Source organism: Pantoea sp. S62 (assembly GCF_016658625.1).
Taxonomy (GTDB): Bacteria; Pseudomonadota; Gammaproteobacteria; order Enterobacterales; family Enterobacteriaceae; genus Pantoea; species Pantoea vagans.
Window position 1 is genome coordinate 1 of the sequence record NZ_JACVVI010000020.1, and the last position, 22,937, is coordinate 22,937.

Sequence of the window (22,937 nt, forward strand, 5' to 3'; positions counted from 1 at the left end):
GGTAACGGTACTCCTACCGGCACGGCAGAGCCTTCGCCTAAACCGAGGTTTTTGAGAAGCTCAGCAATCAGACCGGCGTCTTTGATTTCTGCCAGCGCATTCGCTGTCTGCAGGTACTGATCATGCGGGTTTTCAGCCGCAAGATGATCCGCCAGTAACTTATCCGCGTACTGGCGTACCGTCAGGATACTGTCATCCACATATTTCCGCGTTGCCAGCACCACGGACGGGTCAATCTTCAGGGTAATGGCGTCGGTGCTGTTGATGATCAGAATCATGCGCACGGTCTGCGTGCGGCCGCTGCCTTCCTGCAGCGCGGGCTTGTAGGTTTCCGGCGTGTTACAGACCGCAATCAGCGTACCGTCCTCGTCAAACAGTCCCATTTCCCGGATCCAGAATCCGCCCTCCGTTTCAGGGATCACCTGCTCAGCAATCACCTGGCTGGCATTGGCCGCATCAATGCTCAGCGAATTGATAGCGGCGCGGCGCACCTCGTTAACCAGCTTCGTCTGGCTGGCGTTCGGCGTCGGCAGCGTGCCGCCGCCATCCCCCACGGCCATCTGTGTGATGTTCAGTTTTGTGCCGAGCGCGGCGGCGTTGGCAATCTTCGCCGCGCCCAGGTTGGTTACGATCGCATAGTATTTTTGTGTCATGGTCCCACTTCCATCAGATCAATAACGTGTACCGCCGCGCCGCCATAAACCGCGCCGCTGACGGAGATAATTTCCGGGGTGTACGGATAAACGGTCAGGTCATCACCGTCATAGCTGGCTGCTGCCATGCGTGTTTCACCGCTGACCTGCAGGTTGATGGACATTCCCAGCAGTTGACGGCTGCAGGGTTTTGCATCGCTGATCAGCCGCTCAAGCTCCTGATAGGTTTCTTCAGTAATTCCCTGGTCCTGCACGCCAATATCCAGCCGGAACGTGCCCGGCGTCTCACTGGTTTTCCACCACTCAATAACCCGGATCAGAAAGCCGAACGGCTCAACCACGCGACGGATGGCGCTGATGGTGCCTTTGTGCTGATGGATGTAAAACGCATCGCTCACCACCTGCCGCTTGACGCTCTCCGCCCAGCTTTCGTCCCAGCGGTCTACTGAAAACGCCCAGGCCAGATAGGGCAGAAAGCTCACCGGGCAGGTGGCCGGGTTCCACAGGTCGCGCAGCGGCACGTTCAGCGCGGTAATCCCGCTGCACGCCTGCGCTAAACGGCGCTCCAGCGCAGACGAACCGGGCGGCATCAGGCTGCTGTTGCTCATGTCACCCCCTGATCGCCCGCCACGGAAATGTCCGTGCCGGTGCAGTAACCCGCCTGCGTGCGGTCCATGATGATGTCCTCCGACGGTTCGGTGATTTCCACCCAGTCCACACCGGCCACACGCATCACCGCCCCGTAGGACTCACGCCGCACGCTGCGCCCCAGCTTTTTCTGTTCGGTAAGGTAAGCCGCCAGATTAGCGTTTGCCGCCTCAAGGCAGGGACCAGCGGCCACGCCGTCGAACAGGTGCAGCCTGGCCTTCACGCTGTAGCTGCGGATAGTTGCCCCCTGAACCGTCACACGGTCGGCTACCGGGCGCACGCTGTCGGCGCTCAGTGCTGTGTCCACTGTAGTCAGCAAATCCGCTGCCGCCGTGCCGTCACCTTCGCGACTCAGGACAGTGATCAGTACTGTCGCCGGTGACGGGCTGATAGCGGACACGTCCTGCACCCGGCCATCGGCGCTTTTAGCGTGAAACTCATACGCGCCCGTCGGTCCGGCCACGCTCAGCCCCTCAAACGCCTCCGGCACGCGGACGCGCAGTGCGTCGTCTGATTCCATCACTGCATCCACCGGCGGCACCGCGTCGGGATTCGCAGGCGTGATGGTCAGTCGCTTCACGTTATTGCGGGCGGCCTGCTGGTCCAGATCGCTGCCGATTGCGTAGGCCACCATTACCGCCTGCGCAGCCTCATTGATGCGCTGGCGCAACAGGATTTCGCGGTAGGTGTTTTCCTGCAGACTTTTCACAATCGGTTCAGACTCCAGCGCCAGCACGCGGCGCATGGCGGCCTGTTCATCCGCCGGATAAAGCGCAATCAGCGCCTCTTTGCGCTCTGCGAGCAGCGTTTCAAAGTCCGGCACCTCAATAATCTGCGGTGCGGGCAGCTGGGAAAGGTCAATTACTGCCACTGTTCACCCCCGTTGGTACAGACATAGCAACCGGCGAACCGTCATCCCGCTGGCCGGTCAGCTCAACCACCATAGAGCCGTCAAAGTCGCTGGTAAGGTTTACGGTGCTCAGCCTCACGCGAGGCTCCCAGCGGCTGATGGCGACATACACCGCCGCCATTACCTGCAGGCGGATCACGTCGTTCTGTGGCTGGTCAATCAGCACCGACAGCAGCGAGCCGTAATCACGCCGGGCGATGCGGCTGCCTTCCGGGGTGATCAGGATGTCGCGCATGCTCTGCCGGATGTGATCGATATCGGTAATGGCTTTGCCGTTGTCGCGGTTCATGCCGAGATACATCATTGCGGGCCTCCTGACATATCGGTGCCGGTCTTCACTTTGTTGTGTAAGTGCTTATCAGCAATCACGCCGTTAGAACTCATTGAACCGCCGCCGTGGGTCACATCACCGTTCATCGTGATGTCACCGTTAATCCGTGTCTGGCTGGCCTCTATCCCCAGCGCATCGGTGATCAGCTGAATGCCGTCCGCCGCTTCAATGCGCACGCTCCTGATGTTCTTTATCAGCAGCTGGCCGTTTTCCGGCTCGTACTGAAACCAGCCACCGTCCTTAAACACAGTGGTGGTGCCGTCTTCTGAATAGTCGGGCGGCGGGAAGGCTTCGGAATAAATGGCGGGCAGCGCAAAAGCGGTTTCAAGATTGCCGCCCAGGCTCAGCAGCACAACCTGTTCCCCGACGGTGGGCTGCCACCATGTGCGCGTATTACCGGCGCGCAGGGTGAGCCAGTTAATCCAGTTGGTTTCGAGGTCACCCGTTTTCACCCGGCACAGCCAGTTCACCGGGTCCACTTCGGACACAATGCCGGTGCGGATCAGGTTGGTGATAAGGCGCATAATTTCGGTGAGTTTTTCGTTCATGAAGGAAAGATGCCTTTAAAATTGAAAGCATTCACCGAAATGGTATTGTGTGAGGAATTACACAAAGCAAACTACAAAGCAGGACGGCTATGTCTTTTTTTAAATATGTCAGCATCGAAACGCTTGAGAAAATTCTCGCAGGAAGCGTTCGCTTTACTCAACCAGGCGCTTTTAATGATCCTTTTGAACTTGCTGTTGAAGTATATAATCCTCATGTTGGGATGGAGGGTAATCTCGAATTACATTTTGATGTGCTTTCTCCAGCCAGAGATATAAAAAACTATCTCCTTGAATCAAGCTTTATCGATGATAATTGTAATGATGTTTATGCTCGCGAGTTAAGGTCGAAAATAGACAATTCGATAGGAATGTTATGCGTAACTAAAAATGAAAGCTCCCATTTAATGTGGGCGCACTATGCCTGTGAGTATTCTGGTGCAGTGATAGAATTCGACGAATCTCATGATTTTTTTAGGGGCGCGTTTAAAATTGAGTACATTGAACACAGACCTAAGTTTCATATGGATTACTTTCTAAGTGGAGATGACTTACCAATATCAGAGATATGCTTGAAGTCGGAAGTGTGGGGTTATGAAGAAGAATGGCGCATAGCCCGATCATTAATAGACTGCAAGAGAGTAAAAACAGCATCCAATAAATATGACATTTACACAATGGCAATACCATTAGATGCAATAAAGGGAGTAACCTTAGGCGAACGCTGCAAGCTTGATGACGCAAAAAAAACCTATCATAAATTAAAGAACACCTCGGTGGCACTTAAAATAGCAGCGCTCGCAAACTGGAATTATGAATTCAGATACGAATATGTAAAAGGAAATGCTCCAATTAGCAAAGTGGGACCTTTAATTAGTCCATATACCGCAGATATTTTTCTTAATGAAAAAGGTGTATTAGGTGAAACGGCCCGATGGGCTAAACAACATCATCATTTAAATGCAGCCATTAAATGGCGCTTATAAACTTAAGCCTCATTTAACCAACGAAGCAGGGTTCCATGAATCGTGCTTTCCACGTCGCCGTTCACGCCCAGCAGTGGACGTTCAGCATATTTCACGATCGGGCCGCGACGACTTATCCGGTCCCTCAGGCCGTAGTGATGGACGCGGGCCAGCTTCTGAACCCCCGGCACAAAGGCAACTTCAGCGGTGTCTGCATTCGCCTGCGCCTTCAGATACTTCGCTGTTTTCAGCTTCGCAAACATGCCGCGACGGATGCGCCCCTTTTTGCTGCGGGCGCTGACGCGGCGCGGCTCCCATGCGGTGCCGTCCGGGGAACGCTGCGCGGTGATGTTCGCCTGCTGAATGCGGCGCACGTCGCGCGCCACCTCACGCAGCATCTTCTTCCGGGCGGCAGGCTCCAGCTGTGACAGCAGCGCCGCCAGCCATGCATCCACTTCATGTAGTTCAGCCACGTTTCACCGTCCAGACTTCCTCCGGCGCGTCCGGCTCGGGCATTGCCTCAATGCTGACTTTACCGTCTACAGTGGTTGCTACCACGCGCTCGGTCAGCTTCAGGTCCATACTGATGTCGCAGCGGTCATTCCCCAGAATATCGACCTCAAACGAAAACAGCCTTTCGCGCGCCTCACTGTTATGCAGCGCGTCGGGCTGATTTTCCCGCAGCCACAAAAGCACCGGGGCCATCAACAGGTTCTGGTCGCCGGTAAAGTCGGTGATCACCACGTTTAGGGTGTAGCGATACTCCCACGACAGGGACGCGGCGGACGTGGCGACCAGCTGGCCGCTGTCCACGAACAGGTGCAGGCGGTCCGGGTTGTCGGCCACGTAAGGGACGGACTTATTCAGAGCGCTGCGTAAGGACTGCGGCTTGTTCATCGTCTTTTTCCTGACAGCTGATGATGGTATCGACCTTATCCGCGCACGCCGCCCAGGCGGCCTCGGTTTCATCCAGCAGGGCATTCAGATCGCCGTTACTTCGCGGCGAGGCCGGGTCCAGCTGGCAGCGGGTGATTTTCGGACAGCCACTCACGGTAAGATTCACCTCCTGAGAGGGCCGGTCGCTGGCGCAGCCGGACAACAGGATCAGGCAGAGCGGCATCAGCCCAGCGGCGAAGGTCTTCATTTTCACGTTTCAGTTCCTCAATCTTTCGCTGCCGGTCACGCAGCAGCTGGCCGTTGCGTTCAGCGGCGGCGTAAAGCTGCGTCTGCGCCTGGCTGCTGGTCTGCGTCAGGATATTCAGGGCAATCAGCTGGCTGTTTTTCTGGCTAAGCTTTTTGCCCTGGCCCTCAATGGTGGTCTGCTGCGCATCAATCCTGCCGTGGGCGCTGCTCAGCCGGTAAGACTGCACGCCGGTGACAAGCAGCAGGATCAGCACGATAACTGCCAGTGCGCGCGTCATGCCGCAGCCTGCTTAAGCTCTGGCCTGATCATCCAGCGATAAAACAAGGCGTTCAGGCTCATGAGCACCGTCAGCTGCCATCCCGCTGTCCACATCACCACTGCGATAACTACGCGGTGATACCACCTGAGCGGCACGCGGTCAGCCAGCTGCGCAAACCTCAGCAGCCAGGCAAATATCCGTTTACGCTCCCCGCCGGTAAAAGCTGCAGCGCAGCACAGCCCGGAAAAACCGATGAAAGCCCATGCGATAAACTCCGCCCAAAGCAGTGCCGCCAGCGGATAGCCCGCAAAGCTGCCGTGACTGATACTGACCAGCGTCAGCAGGACGGTGAGTGACGCCGTAAACCACCATTTTTTAATCATCTGCATTTCAGACTCCTTTAAGGCACCATGCCAGCTCACGCCCGCGCCGGTTATCCAGCCCCTGATTAAATACGCCTTTCACGTACACCCAGCGCGGCAGCTGATAACACGCCTCGCTCCATTTACCCTTTTTCAGCAGCGACACCATCGTGGAGCCGCACACGTTGCCGGTGCCAACGTTGAACGCCAGCGACACCAGCGCGTCATAAACCTGCTGCGGCATGGAAACCGCCACGCAGCGCGCCAGTGCCGCCTCAGTGCGCAACACGTTGGTAATGAAATTCCCCGCCGCCTGCCGTTCCGTGATGGACCTGCCCGGTACCACGCCGGAGGTATTCCCGATCCCGTCGGTCCACTTCCCCGCGCTGCACTGGTACGGCTGCAGGCGGCAGCCCTCATAATCGGCAATCAGCCGCAGCCCCTCCACGGAGGTGTGCAGCTGCTGAAAACCGGGCAGCGTGGCGGCCAGTGCCAGCACCACGCCCACGGCGCAGCGCTTAACGATCTGCAGATTCATAATCACCCCGCGTGATGCGTCCGCTCAGCAGCAACTGATAGGTTTTGTGTTTGTAGTACCAGCTGATAAGCGCCATCAGCAGGCCGATGAATACCCCGGCGACGGTGGACATGTCCTTCAGGTCCATGCCTCCCAGCCACGCCATCACTACCGCCATGCACCAGGTGATAAAGGTGCTGATTTTTTCCCACATGATTCAGTCCCAAAGCTGGACGGCCTGCACGGTGGCCGTCGTTGTCACGTCCGGCAACTCCACCTCCAGCCCGTGCGGTAAGAGGGGGCCGTGCTCCGCCAGCCCCGGATTTGCCTGCAGTACCTGTTCCGTCATCCCCTGTGTGCGCCCGTAGTGACGCCAGCAGAGTGCGTCCACCGTGTCATACTGCTGCGCACGCACTTTCATCAGATAAGCTCCACGGTGCAGTGCGGCATGTCCTGCACGCGGCTGATGGCCCAGCGCGCATCGCGCCACAGGTCGCCGCTGGCATCATTCAGTTCTTCGCCGCGCTTCACGGCTGAGGCTGTGGCGTCAAAGTCCTGATAGCGCTCGTTCAGCACCGCGCGCGTCCAGCACCACACCGCATTCATGTAGTGATGCAGGCGCACGCTCTCACCGGCCAGCTTCTCAGCCGGAACGTCGGCCAGGCCGTTATGACCGGCCAGCTCCTGCCGCTCACGCCACGGGTAAAGCTCCGCGTTAACTTCCGCCATTGCGGTCAGCACCACCTGACGCAGACGCTCCGGCGTCACGGTGCCGTCAACGCGCATGACGCTGCGGAACTTCGCCAGATCGACATCCGGCCAGAATGAGTTATTGGGGATGATGTCCGGCGCTGCCGTCGCCTTCTGTGGCGCGATAAATTCCATTGCTCTGTTACTCCTGAATAGGTGGGCGGTGGACGGGGTTTTGATGCGGCGCTGCCTGTCGCCACCCCGTGCCGCCCCGCGCGTGGGCACGTCCGGTTATCAGCTGGCGTTACGGATCTTCCGCTCCAGCTGCTCAATGTCTTTTTTAACGCCGCACTTTTCGTCCAGCTGCAGGGCGCGCTTCAGATGGTTCAGCGCGGATGCAGGGCTGCTTTCCGTCAGCACCCAGCCGATGGACTTGTGCAGACGGGCGCGCGACTGATCGGGCATGTCGTGTGCGTCCACCACCTCCAGCGCCTCCAGCAGCAGCGCCGGATCAAAAGGCGTCTTTGCCAGGATGGCCGCCTTTGCCGCGTCGGCAATTTCTTCGGCCAGCACCGTCGCCGTGGTGCGGCTTCCCAGCGGCATCGCCCAGCCGTGTTTCAGCGCGTGGCGGCCAATCGCGAGCGCACCGGCATAGTCACCGGCGTCAACGCGCCACAGCATCACGTACATCAGCACGTCGTCCTGCTGCGCGCCGTCAGCACTCAGCACGCCCTCAGCCCAGGCGGCGTACTTCGGCAGCACTTCCACCTTGATTTCGGCCTTTCGGACGTTGGACTGAATGCCCTTGAGGCGGCGGCGGTCTTCGTTCAGCTGCAGCAGCATCAGGTCATAGCCCTTTGTGCTGCGGCCACTGCCGCCCGACCGGGCGGCCTCCTGTGCCTGAATAAAGCGCGTATGCGCGCGGAAAGGGTTAGTCACGGGTTACGCTCCGCCTTTGCTGCCATCACCGGCATCACCGGCATCACCGGTATCACCGGTCTGCGTGGTGTCCGCGCTGGCGGCTGAACTGCCCGCGCCGCTCATGGACTTCACCACACTGGCCGCCACGGCGGCGATGCGGGCGATTTCCGCTTCGCTCATTTCGCCCGGCTCTTTCTCCGGCTCCTGCTCCAGCAGCTCGATGTTTTCCACCAGGCAGGTGCAGTCATAGTCCTCAACCACGTAAGCCTCGTTAACCGACTCAAGGTTTTCGATGCGGTCACGTTTCGGGTTGTCAATGATCGAGCGGCGGCGGGTTTCTTCCTGCCAGTAGATGGACAGGTTATCCAGGCGGGTGATCAGCAGCGCATTCGCCGGGAAGTACGGGGCGCGGACCGCCTGCAGGCCGCCGATGCGCTTCTGGCTGATGATCAGATCAGCGGCCAGCGCTTCGGTGTTGGGCTGGCTCTGGTTGACCAGCGGGAAATACTTATCAGCCAGCAACTGGCGTCCGCAGATCACCACCAGTTCAGTGTCGTCCTGATACTGCACGCCGATTTTTTCCGACACCGCGCCCATAACAACCGCGTCCAGGTTACGGAACAGGCCGTTTTTACCCACGGTGATTTTGTCCGACACCACTTTGCCGTCGTCACCGATGTGCTGACCCAGCACCTGCGCCGGTTTTTCCTGGCGGATTTTTTCCAGCCAGCCAATATTCACGTCCTGCAGCAGCGGGTTCTGCACGCGGTTGGAGGTCTTCTCACGCTTCAGGCCGTTGAAGCCGATCATGATGCGGTCCAGCGCCTGACGCTTCACGATGGCGTCACGGATGCGCACCTGGAAATCGCTGAACTTCGCCCACATGTCCAGCTTCGAATAAGGCAGCGCCGTGTCAAAGTTGGTCTGCGTGCATTTGTAGCCATCGCCGTCAATGTAGGTCGGATCGGTCGGCTCGCGCTCTTTCTGGGTGGTATCGGTGGTGCCTGCAATGGTGGTGCCGATCCCCAGCCCCAGCCGTTCGCCGCTCTGCTCACTGACAGGCATGATGTTGATGGCCTGCAGGAACGCGGACGACTCCTGAATTTTGCTTTCCAGCGTCTGCGACACGGATGGCTCAATGGTGAATTTGCTGTTCAGCGCGGACAGATCAATCTTGTTGATTTCTGCCAGCACCGACATGTAAGCATTCAGCTTAAAACGGGTAGTATTTTTCATCGCTTCGCTTTCTCTGTTCGTTAAAAAGGTTTGCCGCCGCTGTATCAGCAGTCGGTGCGCACTTCGCCGCCGCTGCCGTTACCCTGCGTGCGCGGGCGGACCTGCTGGCGGCCATCTTCCCGGCTCAGCTGCTGCTGCAGTTCGGTAAAGTCCGCCTGCAGCTGTTCGCGCTTCAGCACTTCCTCACCCAGCGCACTGCTGAAATGTGATTTCAGGCTGTCGGCCTGTTCGCTCAGCGCCGTTTCAATGCGCGCGCTCAGGTCCTGCTGCTCGGTGGCAATCAGCTCAACGGCCTGATGCACGTCGCTGAAGCGCGCCGCGTCGGTCTGCTGCTGTCTGCTGAACATCGCTTTGATGCGGGTAAACAGGGCGGGCTTTTCGTCGGCCACATCCTCAAACTCGATCAGGGTTTCTTCAGCGGCAGAGAAAACGTTGTCAGGATGCTGCTTACGGTTTGCCAGCGGGTTCGCCCCGGCGCTGGCGCTGAACTGCAGCATTTCCGTGCCGAGGCTGGCCGGATCGTCGGTCACGGCCAGGCCAATCAGATAGGCCGCGCCGGTGTCCGCGAATTCCGGGCGGATTTCCATAGAGGTAAATATTTTCTGCATGGTGCCGGTCAGCGTGACCAGCTCGTCAGTCGGGTTGATCAGGGCGTACAGCCCCAGCTTGCCCTTCAGCGGACCGTCGCTGATTTCTTCAGCGTCCAGCGCTTCCACTACGCCAAAGCGACGGAATGGACTGTCTGGCGTGTAGCCCTTGATGTGCTCCATGTTGATCACGGCGGTGTACAGCTCAGGGCTGTAATTTGCCGCCATCTGTTCAAGCCAGCTGCGCTCGATGGTGCGCCCGTCCGTGGTGGCACCTTCCACCCCGATACGAAAACGCTTTGCTTTCTTTGCCATTGTCCAGGCTCCGGTCAGTAAAACTCTGTGAGGCTCTATGGTTGCGGCGGCAGGGGTATCGAAACAACGCGCGGACGTTGTGCGGGAAACCACACAATGAGGGATGGCGGAAAAGGAAACGGCGGGGCCGTATTTTGGCTGCATGAACATGACACCCGCCCCCGACGACCTCGATCCCCGCAGGCAGGCTTTACTGCTGTACTTTCAGGGATACCGCATCGCCCGCATTGCTGAAATGCTGGGAGAGAAACCCGCAACCGTTCACAGCTGGAAAAAGCGCGACAAGTGGGGCGACTATGGCCCGCTGGATCAGATGCAGCTGACCACTGCCGCACGCTACTGCCAGCTCATCATGAAGGAGCAGAAGGAAGGGAAGGACTTTAAAGAAATCGACCTGCTGGCGCGCCAGTCCGAGCGCCACGCCCGGATCGGTAAATTCAGCAACGGCGGCAATGAAGCGGACCTGAACCCGAACGTGGAGAACCGCAATAAAGGTCCGCGTAAGCCCCCGCAAAAGAACCTGTTCAGCGACGAACAGATTGAGAAGCTGCAGGAGGTTTTCCACGGCTCGATGTTCGGCTATCAGCGCCAGTGGTGGGAAGCCGGTAATAAATATTCGGTACGCAACCTGCTGAAGTCGCGCCAGATTGGGGCCACCTTCTTTTTTGCCCGCGAGGCGCTGATCGATGCGCTGACCACCGGGCGCAATCAGATTTTCCTGTCAGCCAGTAAGGCGCAGGCGCACGTCTTCAAGCAGTACATTATTGAGTTTGCCCGCGAGGTGGACGTAGACCTGAAGGGCGACCCGATGACGCTCAGCAACGGCGCGTGCCTGTACTTCTTAGGCACCAACGCCCGCACCGCGCAGAGCTACCACGGCAATCTGTACCTGGATGAATATTTCTGGATACCCAAGTTTCAGGAACTGCAGAAAGTGGCGTCCGGCATGGCGCTGCACAAGAAATGGCGCGAAACCTACTTTTCCACGCCGTCCAGCCTGACGCACAGCGCTTATCCTTTCTGGTCCGGCTCGCAGTTCAACAAGGGCCGGGCCAAAGCGGACAGGGTTGATATCGACCTCAGCCATCAATCACTGGCCGCCGGTCGCCTCTGTGAAGACGGCCAGTTTCGCCAGATTGTCACGGTTGAAGATGCGGTGCGCGGCGGCTGTGACCTGTTTGACCTGGAGCAGCTGCGCACGCGCTACAGCCCGGAGGACTATCAGAACCTGCTGATGTGCGTGTTCATGGACGATCTGGCGTCGGTGTTCCAGCTGGCCATGCTGCAGAAGTGCATGGTGGACAGCTGGGAAGTCTGGACTGACTTTGAAGCGCTGGCGCTGCGGCCGTTCGGCTGGAAAGAGGTCTGGATCGGCTATGACCCTGCGAAGGGCACGCAGAACGGCGACAGTGCCGGATGTGTGGTCATGGCACCGCCTGCCGTGCCGGGCGGTAAGTTCCGCATCCTTGAGCGCCACCAGTGGCGCGGGATGGACTTCCGGGCGCAGGCTGACGCCATCAGGATGCTGACGCAGCAGTATAACGTCACCTATATCGGCATCGACTCCACCGGCGTCGGGCTGGGCGTGTATGAGAACGTCAAAGCCTTCTTCCCGCAGGTGAAAGAGTTTGTTTATAACCCGAACGTGAAGAACGCCCTGGTGCTGAAGGCTTACGACACCATCGCCAGCGGGCGGCTGGAGTTTGACGCCAGCCACCTCGACATCGCGCAGTCGTTTATGTCCATCCGCAAGGCCACCACGGCCAGCGGCAACCGTCCGACCTATGAAACCAGCCGCAGCGAAGAAGTCAGCCACGGCGATTTAGCCTGGGCGACCATGCACGCGCTGGCAAACGAGCCGCTGCAGGGACAGGCGGCACACACGCAGAACATTGTGGAGATTTACTGATGAGCAAACGCAGGAACCGCACCCGCACGCAGCCCGTGCCGCAGCCGGATAACATGACCAGCGGGGCAGCGTCGGAGGCGTTTACCTTTGGCGACCCGATCCCGGTGCTGGACCGCCGCGAACTGCTGGACTACGTGGAGTGCGTTATCAATGATCGCTGGTATGAACCGCCCGTGAGCGTTGACGGGCTGGCGCGCACGTTCCGCGCCGCCGTGCATCACAGCTCACCCATCAGCGTAAAGTGCAATATTCTGGCGAGTACCTTTATCCCGCACCGCCTGCTGAGTCAGCAGGCGTTCAGCCGCTTTGCGCTGGATTACCTGATTTTCGGCAATGCCTATCTTGAGAAGCGGACCAGCCGCCTCGGTAACGCGCTGAAGCTGGAGCCGTCGCTGGCGAAGTTCACCCGGCGCGGCCTCGATTTAGACACGTACTGGTATGCGCACTATGGCATTAACACGGAGCCGTATGAGTTTGCGAAGGGCAGCGTGTTTCACCTGATGGAGCCGGACATCAATCAGGAGATTTACGGCCTGCCGGGCTACCTGTCGGCTATTCCGTCGGCGCTGCTGAATGAGTCGGCTACGCTGTTCCGCCGTAAGTATTACCTCAACGGCAGCCATGCGGGTTTCATCATGTACATGACCGACCCGGCGCAGAGCCAGCAGGACGTGGACAATATCCGTGGTGCCATGAAAAGCGCAAAGGGCCCTGGCAACTTCCGCAACCTTTTTATGTACAGCCCGAACGGGAAAAAGGACGGCATCCAGATCATCCCGCTGTCAGAGGTGGCGGCAAAGGATGAGTTTCTGAACATCAAAAACGTGAGCCGCGATGACATGCTGGCCGTGCATCGTGTGCCGCCGCAACTTATGGGGATCATTCCAAACAACACCGGCGGATTTGGTGATATTGAGAAGGCCAGCAAGGTGTTTGTGCGTAATGAACTGATGCCACTACAGAGACGCTTTGAGGAACTGAACAGCTGGCTGGGTGAGGATGTTATCCGGTTTGCACCGTATGTACTGGATATTGAATAGCAGACACTAAAAAGCCCGGCTACGCCGGGCTAGATTTTTAACGCCGATTTTGTCGCTTTCTTTTTCTGGTAGAAACAGGCTTCTGCTCTCGATTGTTGTCTACCTTTTCATGCGTATCCATATCAAACCAAGAAGCCTGCGCGACCTCACTCATCGGAAAAATCACGCTAGTGTCCACATCACCCAGCTCACTGTAATCGTTGGAAAAAAGAACCCGCAGATTATCTTTTTCTCTATATCCAGACATTATGGGGTTGATTGAGACCTCAAGGTTAGGACCTTGCTTCTCATTCGGCTCGCTGATCATATTCACCGTGCCAACATAAACCTTCCTGCTTTTTAGGCTAACCAGTACGGGCTTGTCTTTGGTAGCTGAATCAAAAAACAGTTGCCCCAGCGAACCTTCAGAAAGTATTTCTTTAAGCGCCGACAATCTAATTACCTGCTTGAAAAAGGCAACCTGTCCATTGTCGTTCTTGAAGCCGCTCAGTATGTTAGCTGCCAGATAGATCCCAAATTTTGCTGCCTGAGTCCATACCACAGCAGCAAGAACCATACTCAGAGATAAAAGTATCAGCCATGATGCCAGACGGTTATCTTTCGAATTATTGCTGAGGTCAATCCATGCTGTTAGCCATGTTGCTAAAGTGAAGCCAGGTACAAGCCATTTCATCAGATAAGCGGCGCAGACAGAGGCGATCAGACACCATATGCCATATGTGGCCACCTTCATGTAGAGAAGCTGGCCATCATATCTGTGTAAGCGGAAGTAGGTTTTGATTCTGTATGGTGAGGAAATTATTATCTGCCCACTAGCGAGCAATGGAATTATGAGAAGTGCGAACATTAGTCGTCGTCGCTGTCCTTGCTTCCTGCAGCAACAGCATTAGCGTCTTGCTCTACAAAACGCTTAGCTGCTTCACGGTAATGAGACAACTTCTCTCCGTTATCATGCACGATAACCGAACCGCGACCAACAACGCGTATGTCCTTAACTCCGGACTTTTCTAAGCGATCAGCCATGGCCTTACCACCTGCCACATAACCATTCAGACCGAACATTTTCATCACTAACTCTTGCATACAAACCTCCTTAACCTTCCCACGTAAAACGGTTCAATTCTTAACGATTTACAGGTACTGCCCGTATGGGGCGGCGAAGTTTAGCACAGATGCGCCACGGCATTAAGCGCTTTATCTGTACAGATTAGACAGAACTTATCCTTCATAGTTCTGTTTTGGGTTGACCACCTTTTGACCGTAATTAACAACGTCATCTTTAAAAGCTCACTTAACTTAAGTTGCAGCCAGCCATTTAATCAAGTGCAAAATTCGCACAACACGATAAAATTTACTGCTTAAAGTTTTGAAGGAAGGAATGGCAAGCTTTGACACTTCACTGCAATGTTTCAGTACGGTATCTTAATGTAGCTTCAATTCTCGACTTGCTGAGTTAGTACATTCATGGCTGATTTCATCAAATACCCACCAGAGCGCCTCAGCACCATCCTGCGAGGCGCTCTTTTTTTTCAACCTCTAACCTGTCCTGTTCCCACCGAGACGCCAGCGGCCCGGAAATTGCGCCGCACTCTGACCATCTGTCCCCATCAGCGCGCGCTCGTAGCCCCGCCACGCCTGCCCGCTTTATGTAGCGGTTTTCATGCAGGTGCATGATATAAGCAAAAGCCCGCCAGAACTGGCGGTGCAGCGTTAAGCCGATCCTTAAACGATCATGCGATCTCATGCAGCATAGACATGCATTACGAGGGAAATGAAAACACTAACCAAATGACCGCTTGAGAAACGAAGCAGATAAGCTAACAAAGCTGAAGATCCGCTTTGAGCGAAAAGCGGACGTCGATAATTTTCCTGCCGCAACTGAAGGTACCCCTGATCCACCCTAAGTCAGCAGGGGAAAGTCTGTATTAAGGTTTTATTAAACTCAGTCGGTCAGAATAGGGCCACTCTTTTTCTGACCGGATTTAATATTTTATTATGAACAGCCTTGAGCTCCTGAACCGAAGCTGGTTTCTGTCCCTGAACGCAGGCCCGGGTACACCAGCTGGCTGGATAACTTTCGCCACTTTCTGCGCGCAGTACACGCTTTATATTATCCCGCTGACGCTTCTGGGAAAGTGGTTTCTTGGGGGGAAGGCCGGACATCAGCGCGCACTCTTCTCCCTGGTCACCATCCTTATGGCGCTGGGCCTGGGATTTATCTGCACGACCATCTGGTTTCATCCCCGACCATTTATGGTGCCACTGGGGCACACCTGGATTTACCATGCGTCGGACACATCATTCCCCAGCGACCATGCCACGCTGTTCTTCAGTGCAGGCCTGTCGCTATTCCTTGCCGGGGCGCGGACAGGTGGCGGTCTGATTCTGTTGCTGTCACTTTTTGTGGCATGGTCGCGGGTGTTTCTCGGCGTGCATTTCCCACTGGATATGGCGGGAGCCGCTCTGGTTTCCGTGCTGGCCTGCCTGCTTGTTCGCTATCTCTGGCCTTTGATGAAGGAGAAACTGACTTCAGTTTGTGAGTACATTAGCACGCGTCTTTTTTCCTGGTTGCCGGTCGGATTTACACCGTAATTTCTTTAAAACCCAAATTACTTAAATTTTTTAAATAATTCATGCAGGAGGATACCAGCGGACAGATGACCGCGAGCAGGATGGATAACGCCAGCCGATCGCTTTGGTTACTCATCTTACTCCCCGTTGCTATAGAGAATTTTAACGGATGGGAAGAAAGACCCGGGCGCTTAAAAGCGAGTTATGCCCATGCTCATGAGTTGGCAATTTGTGCTTTAACTGCTAAGTTAAGTTAAGTTTTTTTAACTTTTATTTAACTTGTGGACCTCTGAAATGCGAATTCTGATATTTGACAGAAATCAGGCATCTTCCCGCTATGCCTCCACACTGATATCGCAACCCGGGTCCCTGACTGATACCTTTTCAGACGCCGATAACGCACTGCGTTCGCTTAAAATGTTTTGCCCGAATGTGTTTATCATTAGTACCCGCGTTCTCTGCGAAAAGCACTGCGCACTTATCAGGCACTGCCGTAAACAGGGACACAGAATGCCGGTGGTTGTCACGGCGACTGAAAGTTCGAAAGCGCTCCGGATTGCTGCCTTTGAAGCAGGCGCAGATGATATCGTGTCCGGAGAAATTGAGCCGGAGGAGTTTGTCGCGCGCGTGAGTGCCCTGGTCCGACTTACTCAGGCGCACTCACAGAACAGGATAGCGCTGCCGCCTTATGAGCTGGACATATCGTCAAAGCAGCTGACAAAGGATGGTACCGAAGTGGAGCTGACCAGCTTTGAGTACATCGTTGCTGAATGCCTGATGAAAAAAAACGGAAAGGTCGTGACAAGAGATGAAATAATGAATCAGCTTTATTCCGACGCAGACCTGCGGAATCCGGCTGTGATTAACGTGCTGATATGTCGCCTTAAAAAGAAGCTGTGCCAGGGCTCCGGATTTCAGATTAAGAGCATCCGCAGGCTGGGATACATTTTTCGGCCACAATAGAACAGGCTGCACCCACTGGTCGCTGATATAAGAAAATACGCCATAGGTATAAGGCGAACTAAGCGAAGGTCAGTGTCCGCTTCTGGCACAAAGCGGACGATCATTTTCAAAATGACCACCACGGCTAACGCCTCGCAATTGCTCGTTGTTCAACCTTGCCAGCGACAAAATAAATTTTGACGCCAGCAACGTTATCAGTGTTGATACTGCCAGCTATCGTCTTCCCATACTGCCTGCAGAATATCCATAACATTCTTTTTATCATCGTCCTGTCTGACTCCGCTCAGGACCACTCCGTTAGCACTACCCTTACGGATGCGAATACTTGTTTCGGGGTAAACCGGCAGGAAATTTCTGTAAAGCTCAGCTTCAAGGGCGCTGAGAATGTCTTCACTGATTTTCGGCTCTTTGTTAATCATGATTTCAATATGCATAAGTCCCTCTCAATGGCGTTCGACTTCAGATTTAAATGATTTGGCTTTTCTAACCTCAGCCATCAATTCACCTGATAACTCTACTAACCAGTGAATTGCCATTTCCTTTTCTTCGAAATCACACGTATCAAAAGCAACTTTTTTAAGAATAAAATCAATACGCTGGAGTTTAATTTCTTCCAGAAGATGATCGCTCATTTGCCCTCCCTCGACACAACAACTGTATATGCGTACAGTATAGTATGAGTTATCAAATGTGAACTGTTTTTTAAGTTAAAATGGCCCTACTCGCGTAAATTTGAAAATTTAATAGCTATGAGGACCAACAACTTATGAGAAAAGCATGCATCGAACTTCACTCTCCGTTACGTGCTGCATACCTCATTGCCGGTGAGGTTGGAACAGGCAGAACACTGCTGGAAGTGCGGCTTTCCGCCTATGACCCATTGGCACCCGACAAGATAAAATGGCAAAAAGCGATTGCGTTATGTCAGCAGAAAGCAGTCCTGCTCAAATATGAAGTGACAGTTATTCGCGGACAGCGATTAGCTGGCGATATTTAGAGATCACCAAAGGTGGTAGACATGCTGATTACTACATTCGCGCCTCTTGCAGTCTGCCATTATCAAAAAACAATCGCATGTTTGCTCCGGCATTAAGATTACATCCCTTTAAAAGCAGCTTAATTTCCTCTTCGCTCCCATTAAACCCCCTGGCTCTGAGTTCCAGCTCTAAGCGTCGGCGCTCCGGCCCCGTACAGTTATTGACAGAACTCCAAGGGGCGGCAATGCCGCCAGAAAAACCAGCCTCCGCTGACACTTCGGCCAACTTAGCAACCTTTTCCCATTTGACCAGGCGCGTCATGACTTCTGAATCCGGTACCATCGGCGAATAGATACCCTGCACCCGCTGAACATCTTCGCCGTACTCATTACCCATTTCGGTCAGTTCATAGCAAAGGCGGATCACTAAATCCTCACGCGCAACTAACGGCCCGCCCTGTGCCATCGTATAAGACGCCCAGCAACTGGCAACGGAAGCTGCCGCCAGCACCGCATCCATCTGCTTATCTGGCAGACGTGCATCACCCATGCGGCGCAGCTCACGCCAGACAGTTACAGGCGCACCGCCTATCTGCTGAAACTGACGAATACGCCAGCGTGAAGCCCATGCCGAAACAGCCTTAGCCATGTCGCGCATATTTGCGCCGGTTTCATCATCTTTTTCGCCTTCCATCGCGTAACCGTCGATGTTTTTTGAAATATATTTGGCGATATAGCCTGTAGCACTGCCCTTCTCAGGGTCGATTGGTTCAGCATGAAATCGTGCTTTCAGTGCCTGCGGCGTGGTCAGCTCCCCGGGATCCTCTTTGTAAGCCTGCTCACGCATGATTTGCTGAACCCGCTGGACGTTTTCAGGACGCATAAACAGCAGCATGTGCCAGTGCGGTGTGCCGTCGTGGTGAGGTTCAACAACGCGAAAGCCGAAGACATGAATATCTTCGCGGGCCAGTGCCGCGCGGATACGCGCCCATACGCGGCAGAGATAACGCTGGGTGTCGCGTGGGCTTGAACCGTTCCACTGAGAAACAAAGCCGCCCTGGCTGTAAACTGCGTGATAACGTGATGGTGCTGTGATTGTATAAAATTCACCTACGCACCCCGTTTCATTGGCGACATCTTCAAACCCGCGCATTCGGGTCATCAGTTCGCGGCGGCGTATTGCCGGATTGGACACGCTGCGGTTGACCATTTCATCCAGCGCAATACGGTCCCCCTCCTGATTGATGAGATCGAAGCGTTTGAAAAACTCGCGGTTACGTTTTTTCTGCTCAATCCATTCGGCCAGCGTACTGCGGGAAACGTAAGGTGATGCGGCTTTCTGTACCTGCCCAACCGCAATAGCCATGTGTTCACGCTGTAAATCTCGCATCTGCTTCAGGCGGCCACGCCACCATTCAGGAGCCATCATACGAAGCAGACCAGACTGGGCTTTGCGCAGAGGCAATTCACCTTTAGCTGAACAGAACTCTGCCCAGTAAGGTGGCTGCGTTCCTGTCAGCGCAGCCAGTTCAGCGATGTAACGGTATCCGGTAAGCGTCACAGCCAGTTCGTCCGCCTCATGTGGCATGGAGACCTTATCAACGAACTCAGCCAGACTTTGTGACAGGAAGGAGGCCACCTTATAAGCCAGATCGCGAATATCCTGGCGGTCCAGCGTCGGAAGGCGATCAAGCTGTCTGATAAAGGGCAGCTCAAACTGCGCCGCATCGTTCAGCCGGTAGCGACTGCGTACAAGCTGCAGACGCGGCAATACGCTCTGGCCGATGGTCTGGCGAAGAAACGCATTGGCTCGTCGACGGCCATGTTTTCCTGAAAAGATTTTTTGATAGCGGTCAGCGAAATATCCGGCCAGGTAGTCGGGAATATCATGCAGGTACTGGCTCCGCCACCCGTGGTCATCGGGGTTAGCGTTCCACAGCTTCAGCTCAGCCAGGGTCATGTCACGCGGCGTTCTGAGGCCATAATTCTCACGCTGCATTTTCAGGGCAGCGTGATAGTCACTATTAGACTCAGCAGCGTTTACGGCAATATCGGTCACATTGAAGCCATATGTTGAAGATGGCGGACAGCAATAATCTCCGCTGCGCGCTTACCCTCTCCGGCAGCTACGCCAACAGAGCGGGTAGCAGTGACTTTTGTCAGGTCAAATTCGCGGAAGATACTGCGGGTAAACATTGTGTCGCTGTTTGAAACGATGACCGGGTTACGCTCAGAGATACCCAGCAGGATGCAGGCCAGCGAGTGCTGATCATCGTCGCTGAACCCTTCGGTGTGATAAGCGGTGAACGTGCCGTGATACGGCGGATCGCAGTACACGACATCACCGGCATGGACCATGCTCAGGGTTTCTCTGTAACTCAGACATTCAAACGTCGCGCGCTGAGCCTTTACGGCAAACGCTTCGATTTCGGTCAGCGGGAAATATGGCTCTTTATAATTGCCGTAGGGGTTATTGAACTCACCGCGCTTGTTATAACGGCAAAGGCCACGGTAGCCGTGGCGATTTAGATAAAGGAATTGCGCAGCACGTTCAAGCAGTGGCAGCGCCGCGTTGAAGTTGAATTCTTTACGGACCTGATAATAACTTTCTTCCGTTTTATTCTGATTAAAGAGCGATGCCGCCACGACAATAAACGGGCGCGTATGCTCTTTAACCTGTCGATAAAGGTTAATCAGATCGGGATTAACGTCGGCCACAAGATAGGCCGGATAATTCGTATTCATCATAACCGCACATGAACCGGCAAACGGCTCAACCAGACGATCACCGGCGGGCAGGTGCTTAATCAGTTCAGGCATAAGGCCGGACTTGCTTCCGGCCCACTTCAGGATGGTTTTCATAATGCCGCACCTTTGTAATGCGCACTTTTAAGCTCACTGACTTCTTTGCAGGTCACGCATAGGGAAACGCCCGGCAGTGCGCGGCGGCGCTTTTCTGGGATTTCTTCGCCGCACGACAGGCAGAAAAACTCACTCGCCCCTGCCGGGCGGTGAGTGGCGTTAGCCAGATTGCGCGCCAACTCTTCCTGTACACGCTGCTGTACCATATCCATTGAATCGGCCATCAGTGCAGCTCCTGCGCTTGGTTCTCAAAGCGCTCTGCTTCTTTGTCCAGTAGCTCGATGATTTCCGCCGCTGACATTTCCTGCTGGCGGGCATGAATTGCCAGTGCGGCCAGGCGGATAGAAACGGACAGCGCATCATCAGAACGCTGCTCAGTTTTTGCCTTGCTCAGCAGGGCATTAAGCGCGTCGTCATCACCTTTAAAATTACGGGTCTGGATATTTCGCATTTCTCTTTCTCCTGAATTCGGGCAAAAAAATGCCCGGCGGGTTTACGCCATTTAATTTCGTTGGATTAATTAGGTAACGTCAGATTCTTTGGAAATAAACTCACGACTGCTTTTAAGTGATTCATTGCACTAATCAGCGCCTTTACTTCGTCACTCGTCAGTTCACTGAAATCAACGCTGTGACGTTCTTTGCTGATATTAGCCAGGAAGAAAATTGCGCTCAGTGCGCGGCTATTCTGTTCAGCCTGATGATCACGCTTATTACGCATATCTGCGATGAAACGTTTGAGTTCATTGCTGCAATCACCGTACATCATGGTACGAAGCGCAGAGATATGATTCAGTGCACTTGCGCGCTGCCCCACGTTCATCTGAACAGTGATACTTTCAGCTTTGTAACCCATAATTCTTTCCTCTTACCCGTTAATCCTGCCAGCAGTTCGGCCTGTGAAATTGCCGGGTGCCAGCGCCTGCCCTTCTCTGCCATAATCCAGCCGTGGCCGTAAGCTTGGGACGGGCTTTGCCGCTTAAGAAGCGGTGCCACTGAAAAAGCCATTTCTCACACCATCCCGATTGATGCACCGATACCGCTTAACACATCTGCAGTACCTGACAGTGCAGGGTTAGAATGCACCCGGGACTGAACCGCCAGTGCTGCAAGAGTCAGGCAGCGGATACCGGCTTGTACGTTCTGCACCAGACCACGGCGGCAGGCAGTTGTTAATTGCTCCTGGCTGACCACACCGGCAGCCAGCTGCCCCACTTCGGCAGTAGCCTTCAGGACATAAGCAGGCAGATTCTCATGCGCCATTTCGTTAACCGGCACACATGGCAAGCACTGCAGCTGCGCCAGCGCGCCGTCAATCAGCGTTGCGTCTTCGGTCAGATCGGTCAGCAGCAGCATTTCACGAACGGTTAACTGGTGAACCTGCTCCGGGTTGAGTTTGTTACGTATGGTCTGTGGATTCAGCCCGGCTTTATTAGCCAGCTGGATAATGTTGTGCTTCAGTGCAAACGCCCGGCAAGCATCATCAAAATGGCTATGTGTAGAAACTCGAAAATCAAACATGCAATCACCCTTCCCTGTTCCGATAATGCTATTGAGTACTTTTTAAGGAATTGCGGCTCAATGACTTGGAGACTTTGGCTGCTTGTTGTTCAGCCTCCTGATAAGAACGGATTGCATCTGCGCTTAGCGCCACAAGATTAATTAGAACTTTTTCGCGCTTGCCTTCTTTGCCAAGACGATGACGAAAAGGAGACAAGCGGCCATCGCCCAGCATCAGATCAATGGTGCTCATATCAAGGCCAGTAGCTTCGCTGTAGCGCTCCTTGGTCATGTGAGGGACCAGAAGCGTGATTGAAATGTTGTTTTGCATGTTGCACTATCTCCGCAATTTGCCGATTAAAATCGAACCTAATCTAATTAGCGGTAATCACACCCCCGAACCCGCTGACGACGATTAAAGTTCAATTTTGTGATCATGTCAATTCAGATATTGCGAGAATGAGACCAAATGAATTTTACAACTGGCGGGCAGGAAGTCGTTCACAGGCTACTTGATGTTTACAAAGTTAAGACAAGACAAGCACTTTGCGAGATTCTGGGCGTATCCAAAAGCACTATGGCAACGCGCTATATGCGCGACATGTTTCCTGCAGATTGGGTTCTGCAAGCGTCTATTGATACAGGTGCGAACGTTGAATGGATTGCATTTGGGACTGGAAATAAGTTCTCAAACGAGAACCACATTGCTATCAAAGTCCCAAGTGTTGAACTTATAAATGGCGACCTGACCCCGCGCGAGCACCTTTTCTTCGACAAAGAGCTTTATCCAGAAGAGTTAGACTCCCCCTGCGTACTCTTTGCTGGTAAGGGCAGATACCTTATGGATAAAGACGCTAAGGAAATATGCGATGGGCTGTGGCTAATGGACATTGATGGCAAAAAGTCGATAAGAGAAGTGATGCGCCTACCTCAGCAGAAAGTGAGAATTTCCAATGAGTCAGGGAGTTTTGACTGTCCTGTGGCTGACGTAGAGTTTATTGGATTTATCTCTTTGGTGATGCGTAAAGGCTAAC

36 protein-coding genes are annotated in these 22,937 nt (G+C 54.5%); 7 read left to right on the forward strand and 29 right to left on the reverse strand.

From position 1 onward, the window contains the following. The 5 genes from IBT54_RS21575 to IBT54_RS21595 all read right to left on the reverse strand — a co-directional run. On the reverse strand, positions 1–653 hold a 653-nt coding region (locus IBT54_RS21575), incomplete at its 3' end, for a phage tail protein (RefSeq protein WP_201253029.1). Further along, a complete protein-coding gene (locus tag IBT54_RS21580; protein ID WP_201253030.1) occupies positions 650–1,261 on the reverse strand; it encodes a phage tail protein I in 612 nt (203 codons plus the stop codon). The genes IBT54_RS21575 and IBT54_RS21580, both read right to left, overlap by 4 nt. After that, the gene (locus IBT54_RS21585) at positions 1,258–2,172 is read right to left on the reverse strand and encodes a baseplate J/gp47 family protein (RefSeq protein WP_201253031.1); all 915 of its coding nucleotides are present in this window, start codon (positions 2,170–2,172) and stop codon (positions 1,258–1,260) included. The genes IBT54_RS21580 and IBT54_RS21585 overlap by 4 nt, the downstream gene beginning before the upstream one ends. Next, a complete protein-coding gene (locus tag IBT54_RS21590; RefSeq protein ID WP_060680966.1) occupies positions 2,159–2,515 on the reverse strand; it encodes a GPW/gp25 family protein in 357 nt (118 codons plus the stop codon). Before IBT54_RS21590 ends, IBT54_RS21585 begins: the two co-directional genes overlap by 14 nt. Beyond that, positions 2,512–3,090 (reverse strand): phage baseplate assembly protein V, encoded by a 579-nt coding sequence (locus IBT54_RS21595; RefSeq protein ID WP_201253032.1) that lies wholly within the window; start codon positions 3,088–3,090, stop codon positions 2,512–2,514. Before IBT54_RS21595 ends, IBT54_RS21590 begins: the two co-directional genes overlap by 4 nt. Before the next feature lie 89 nt (positions 3,091–3,179). Here IBT54_RS21595 and IBT54_RS21600 point away from each other — a divergent pair, with 89 nt between their 5' ends. Then, a complete protein-coding gene (locus IBT54_RS21600) occupies positions 3,180–4,073 on the forward strand; it encodes a DUF2971 domain-containing protein (protein ID WP_201253033.1) in 894 nt (297 codons plus the stop codon). 2 nt (positions 4,074–4,075) lie between these two features. Here IBT54_RS21600 and IBT54_RS21605 read toward each other — a convergent pair whose 3' ends face one another. The 12 genes from IBT54_RS21605 to IBT54_RS21655 all read right to left on the reverse strand — a co-directional run bounded on the left by IBT54_RS21605 (position 4,076) and on the right by IBT54_RS21655 (position 10,083). Further along, entirely contained in the window at positions 4,076–4,525 is a 450-nt protein-coding gene (locus tag IBT54_RS21605; RefSeq protein WP_201253034.1) for a phage virion morphogenesis protein, read from the reverse strand. Then, positions 4,518–4,949, reverse strand: coding sequence for a phage tail protein (locus IBT54_RS21610; RefSeq protein WP_201253035.1), 432 nt, complete (start codon positions 4,947–4,949; stop codon positions 4,518–4,520). Before IBT54_RS21610 ends, IBT54_RS21605 begins: the two co-directional genes overlap by 8 nt. Then, positions 4,912–5,151 carry an Rz1-like lysis system protein LysC gene (gene lysC, locus IBT54_RS25285; protein ID WP_236263613.1) on the reverse strand — a complete coding sequence of 80 codons (240 nt, stop codon included), beginning with the start codon at positions 5,149–5,151 and terminating at the stop codon, positions 4,912–4,914. The genes IBT54_RS21610 and lysC overlap by 38 nt, the downstream gene beginning before the upstream one ends. Then, the gene (gene lysB / locus IBT54_RS21615; RefSeq protein WP_201253036.1) at positions 5,045–5,473 is read right to left on the reverse strand and encodes an Rz-like lysis system protein LysB; all 429 of its coding nucleotides are present in this window, start codon (positions 5,471–5,473) and stop codon (positions 5,045–5,047) included. Before lysB ends, lysC begins: the two co-directional genes overlap by 107 nt. Beyond that, positions 5,470–5,844: a DNZ54_00345 family protein gene (locus tag IBT54_RS21620; protein ID WP_201253037.1), complete on the reverse strand. Its 375-nt coding sequence runs from the start codon at positions 5,842–5,844 to the stop codon at positions 5,470–5,472. Before IBT54_RS21620 ends, lysB begins: the two co-directional genes overlap by 4 nt. A gap of 1 nt (position 5,845) precedes the next feature. After that, on the reverse strand, positions 5,846–6,355 hold the full coding sequence (locus IBT54_RS21625) for a lysozyme (protein ID WP_201253038.1): 510 nt from the start codon (positions 6,353–6,355) through the stop codon (positions 5,846–5,848). Beyond that, positions 6,336–6,548 (reverse strand): HP1 family phage holin, encoded by a 213-nt coding sequence (locus IBT54_RS21630; RefSeq protein WP_010248730.1) that lies wholly within the window; start codon positions 6,546–6,548, stop codon positions 6,336–6,338. The genes IBT54_RS21625 and IBT54_RS21630 overlap by 20 nt, the downstream gene beginning before the upstream one ends. 3 nt (positions 6,549–6,551) lie before the next feature. After that, positions 6,552–6,755, reverse strand: coding sequence for a tail protein X (locus tag IBT54_RS21635; RefSeq protein ID WP_010248731.1), 204 nt, complete (start codon positions 6,753–6,755; stop codon positions 6,552–6,554). Then, entirely contained in the window at positions 6,755–7,219 is a 465-nt protein-coding gene (locus tag IBT54_RS21640) for a head completion/stabilization protein (RefSeq protein ID WP_201253039.1), read from the reverse strand. The genes IBT54_RS21635 and IBT54_RS21640 overlap by 1 nt, the downstream gene beginning before the upstream one ends. 99 nt (positions 7,220–7,318) lie before the next feature. Beyond that, positions 7,319–7,963 carry a phage terminase small subunit gene (gene gpM, locus IBT54_RS21645; protein WP_045139697.1) on the reverse strand — a complete coding sequence of 215 codons (645 nt, stop codon included), beginning with the start codon at positions 7,961–7,963 and terminating at the stop codon, positions 7,319–7,321. A gap of 3 nt (positions 7,964–7,966) precedes the next feature. Then, positions 7,967–9,181, reverse strand: coding sequence for a phage major capsid protein, P2 family (locus IBT54_RS21650; protein WP_201253040.1), 1,215 nt, complete (start codon positions 9,179–9,181; stop codon positions 7,967–7,969). A 44-nt stretch (positions 9,182–9,225) separates the two neighbouring features. Continuing rightward, positions 9,226–10,083, reverse strand: coding sequence for a GPO family capsid scaffolding protein (locus IBT54_RS21655; protein ID WP_061902065.1), 858 nt, complete (start codon positions 10,081–10,083; stop codon positions 9,226–9,228). A 142-nt stretch (positions 10,084–10,225) separates the two neighbouring features. Between IBT54_RS21655 and IBT54_RS21660 the strand changes: the two genes are divergently transcribed. Together IBT54_RS21660 and IBT54_RS21665 are read left to right on the forward strand one after the other, a co-directional pair. Continuing rightward, positions 10,226–11,992, forward strand: coding sequence for a terminase ATPase subunit family protein (locus IBT54_RS21660; protein ID WP_201253069.1), 1,767 nt, complete (start codon positions 10,226–10,228; stop codon positions 11,990–11,992). Further along, the gene (locus IBT54_RS21665) at positions 11,992–13,032 is read left to right on the forward strand and encodes a phage portal protein (RefSeq protein WP_187512411.1); all 1,041 of its coding nucleotides are present in this window, start codon (positions 11,992–11,994) and stop codon (positions 13,030–13,032) included. Before IBT54_RS21660 ends, IBT54_RS21665 begins: the two co-directional genes overlap by 1 nt. A gap of 37 nt (positions 13,033–13,069) precedes the next feature. Here the strand turns inward: IBT54_RS21665 and IBT54_RS21670 are convergent, their stop codons facing one another. Together IBT54_RS21670 and IBT54_RS21675 are read right to left on the reverse strand one after the other, a co-directional pair. Next, positions 13,070–13,765: a hypothetical protein gene (locus IBT54_RS21670; protein ID WP_236263615.1), complete on the reverse strand. Its 696-nt coding sequence runs from the start codon at positions 13,763–13,765 to the stop codon at positions 13,070–13,072. 113 nt (positions 13,766–13,878) lie between these two features. Continuing rightward, positions 13,879–14,115 carry a hypothetical protein gene (locus IBT54_RS21675; RefSeq protein WP_111534594.1) on the reverse strand — a complete coding sequence of 79 codons (237 nt, stop codon included), beginning with the start codon at positions 14,113–14,115 and terminating at the stop codon, positions 13,879–13,881. Between the two features lie 912 nt (positions 14,116–15,027). Between IBT54_RS21675 and IBT54_RS21680 the strand changes: the two genes are divergently transcribed. Continuing rightward, a complete protein-coding gene (locus tag IBT54_RS21680) occupies positions 15,028–15,624 on the forward strand; it encodes an undecaprenyl-diphosphatase (RefSeq protein WP_201253042.1) in 597 nt (198 codons plus the stop codon). Between the two features lie 273 nt (positions 15,625–15,897). Further along, positions 15,898–16,566: a winged helix-turn-helix domain-containing protein gene (locus IBT54_RS21685; RefSeq protein ID WP_370585207.1), complete on the forward strand. Its 669-nt coding sequence runs from the start codon at positions 15,898–15,900 to the stop codon at positions 16,564–16,566. A 194-nt stretch (positions 16,567–16,760) separates the two neighbouring features. On the opposite strand, the gene IBT54_RS21690 is transcribed toward IBT54_RS21685, so the two are convergent. Together IBT54_RS21690 and IBT54_RS21695 are read right to left on the reverse strand one after the other, a co-directional pair. Beyond that, positions 16,761–17,000, reverse strand: coding sequence for a DinI-like family protein (locus IBT54_RS21690; protein ID WP_163850368.1), 240 nt, complete (start codon positions 16,998–17,000; stop codon positions 16,761–16,763). Between the two features lie 9 nt (positions 17,001–17,009). Continuing rightward, on the reverse strand, positions 17,010–17,198 hold the full coding sequence (locus tag IBT54_RS21695) for a hypothetical protein (protein WP_010248751.1): 189 nt from the start codon (positions 17,196–17,198) through the stop codon (positions 17,010–17,012). Positions 17,199–17,332: 134 nt separating this feature from the next. On the opposite strand from IBT54_RS21695, the gene IBT54_RS21700 reads away from it, so the two are divergent. Continuing rightward, a complete protein-coding gene (locus IBT54_RS21700; protein ID WP_201253043.1) occupies positions 17,333–17,563 on the forward strand; it encodes a hypothetical protein in 231 nt (76 codons plus the stop codon). A 31-nt stretch (positions 17,564–17,594) separates the two neighbouring features. Here the strand turns inward: IBT54_RS21700 and IBT54_RS21705 are convergent, their stop codons facing one another. The 8 genes from IBT54_RS21705 to IBT54_RS21740 form a co-directional block, all read right to left on the reverse strand. After that, positions 17,595–19,541: a replication endonuclease gene (locus tag IBT54_RS21705; protein WP_201253070.1), complete on the reverse strand. Its 1,947-nt coding sequence runs from the start codon at positions 19,539–19,541 to the stop codon at positions 17,595–17,597. Positions 19,542–19,597: 56 nt separating this feature from the next. Then, positions 19,598–20,404 (reverse strand): DNA adenine methylase, encoded by an 807-nt coding sequence (locus tag IBT54_RS21710; RefSeq protein ID WP_201253044.1) that lies wholly within the window; start codon positions 20,402–20,404, stop codon positions 19,598–19,600. Further along, positions 20,401–20,628: a TraR/DksA family transcriptional regulator gene (locus tag IBT54_RS21715; protein ID WP_201253045.1), complete on the reverse strand. Its 228-nt coding sequence runs from the start codon at positions 20,626–20,628 to the stop codon at positions 20,401–20,403. The genes IBT54_RS21710 and IBT54_RS21715 overlap by 4 nt, the downstream gene beginning before the upstream one ends. Continuing rightward, positions 20,628–20,855 (reverse strand): DUF2732 family protein, encoded by a 228-nt coding sequence (locus IBT54_RS21720; protein WP_201253046.1) that lies wholly within the window; start codon positions 20,853–20,855, stop codon positions 20,628–20,630. The genes IBT54_RS21715 and IBT54_RS21720 overlap by 1 nt, the downstream gene beginning before the upstream one ends. A 65-nt stretch (positions 20,856–20,920) precedes the next feature. Continuing rightward, positions 20,921–21,259: a DUF5347 family protein gene (locus IBT54_RS21725; protein ID WP_061902055.1), complete on the reverse strand. Its 339-nt coding sequence runs from the start codon at positions 21,257–21,259 to the stop codon at positions 20,921–20,923. Then, complete coding sequence (locus IBT54_RS21730) at positions 21,223–21,411, reverse strand: phage filamentation protein Fil family protein (protein WP_201253047.1); 189 nt, start codon at positions 21,409–21,411, stop codon at positions 21,223–21,225. Before IBT54_RS21730 ends, IBT54_RS21725 begins: the two co-directional genes overlap by 37 nt. A gap of 3 nt (positions 21,412–21,414) precedes the next feature. After that, the gene (locus tag IBT54_RS21735; protein WP_061902054.1) at positions 21,415–21,924 is read right to left on the reverse strand and encodes a phage regulatory CII family protein; all 510 of its coding nucleotides are present in this window, start codon (positions 21,922–21,924) and stop codon (positions 21,415–21,417) included. Between the two features lie 28 nt (positions 21,925–21,952). After that, the gene (locus IBT54_RS21740; RefSeq protein ID WP_201253048.1) at positions 21,953–22,234 is read right to left on the reverse strand and encodes a hypothetical protein; all 282 of its coding nucleotides are present in this window, start codon (positions 22,232–22,234) and stop codon (positions 21,953–21,955) included. Positions 22,235–22,372: 138 nt separating this feature from the next. Between IBT54_RS21740 and IBT54_RS21745 the strand changes: the two genes are divergently transcribed. Next, a complete protein-coding gene (locus tag IBT54_RS21745; protein WP_201253049.1) occupies positions 22,373–22,936 on the forward strand; it encodes a phage repressor protein CI in 564 nt (187 codons plus the stop codon). Position 22,937: the final 1 nt, after the last annotated feature.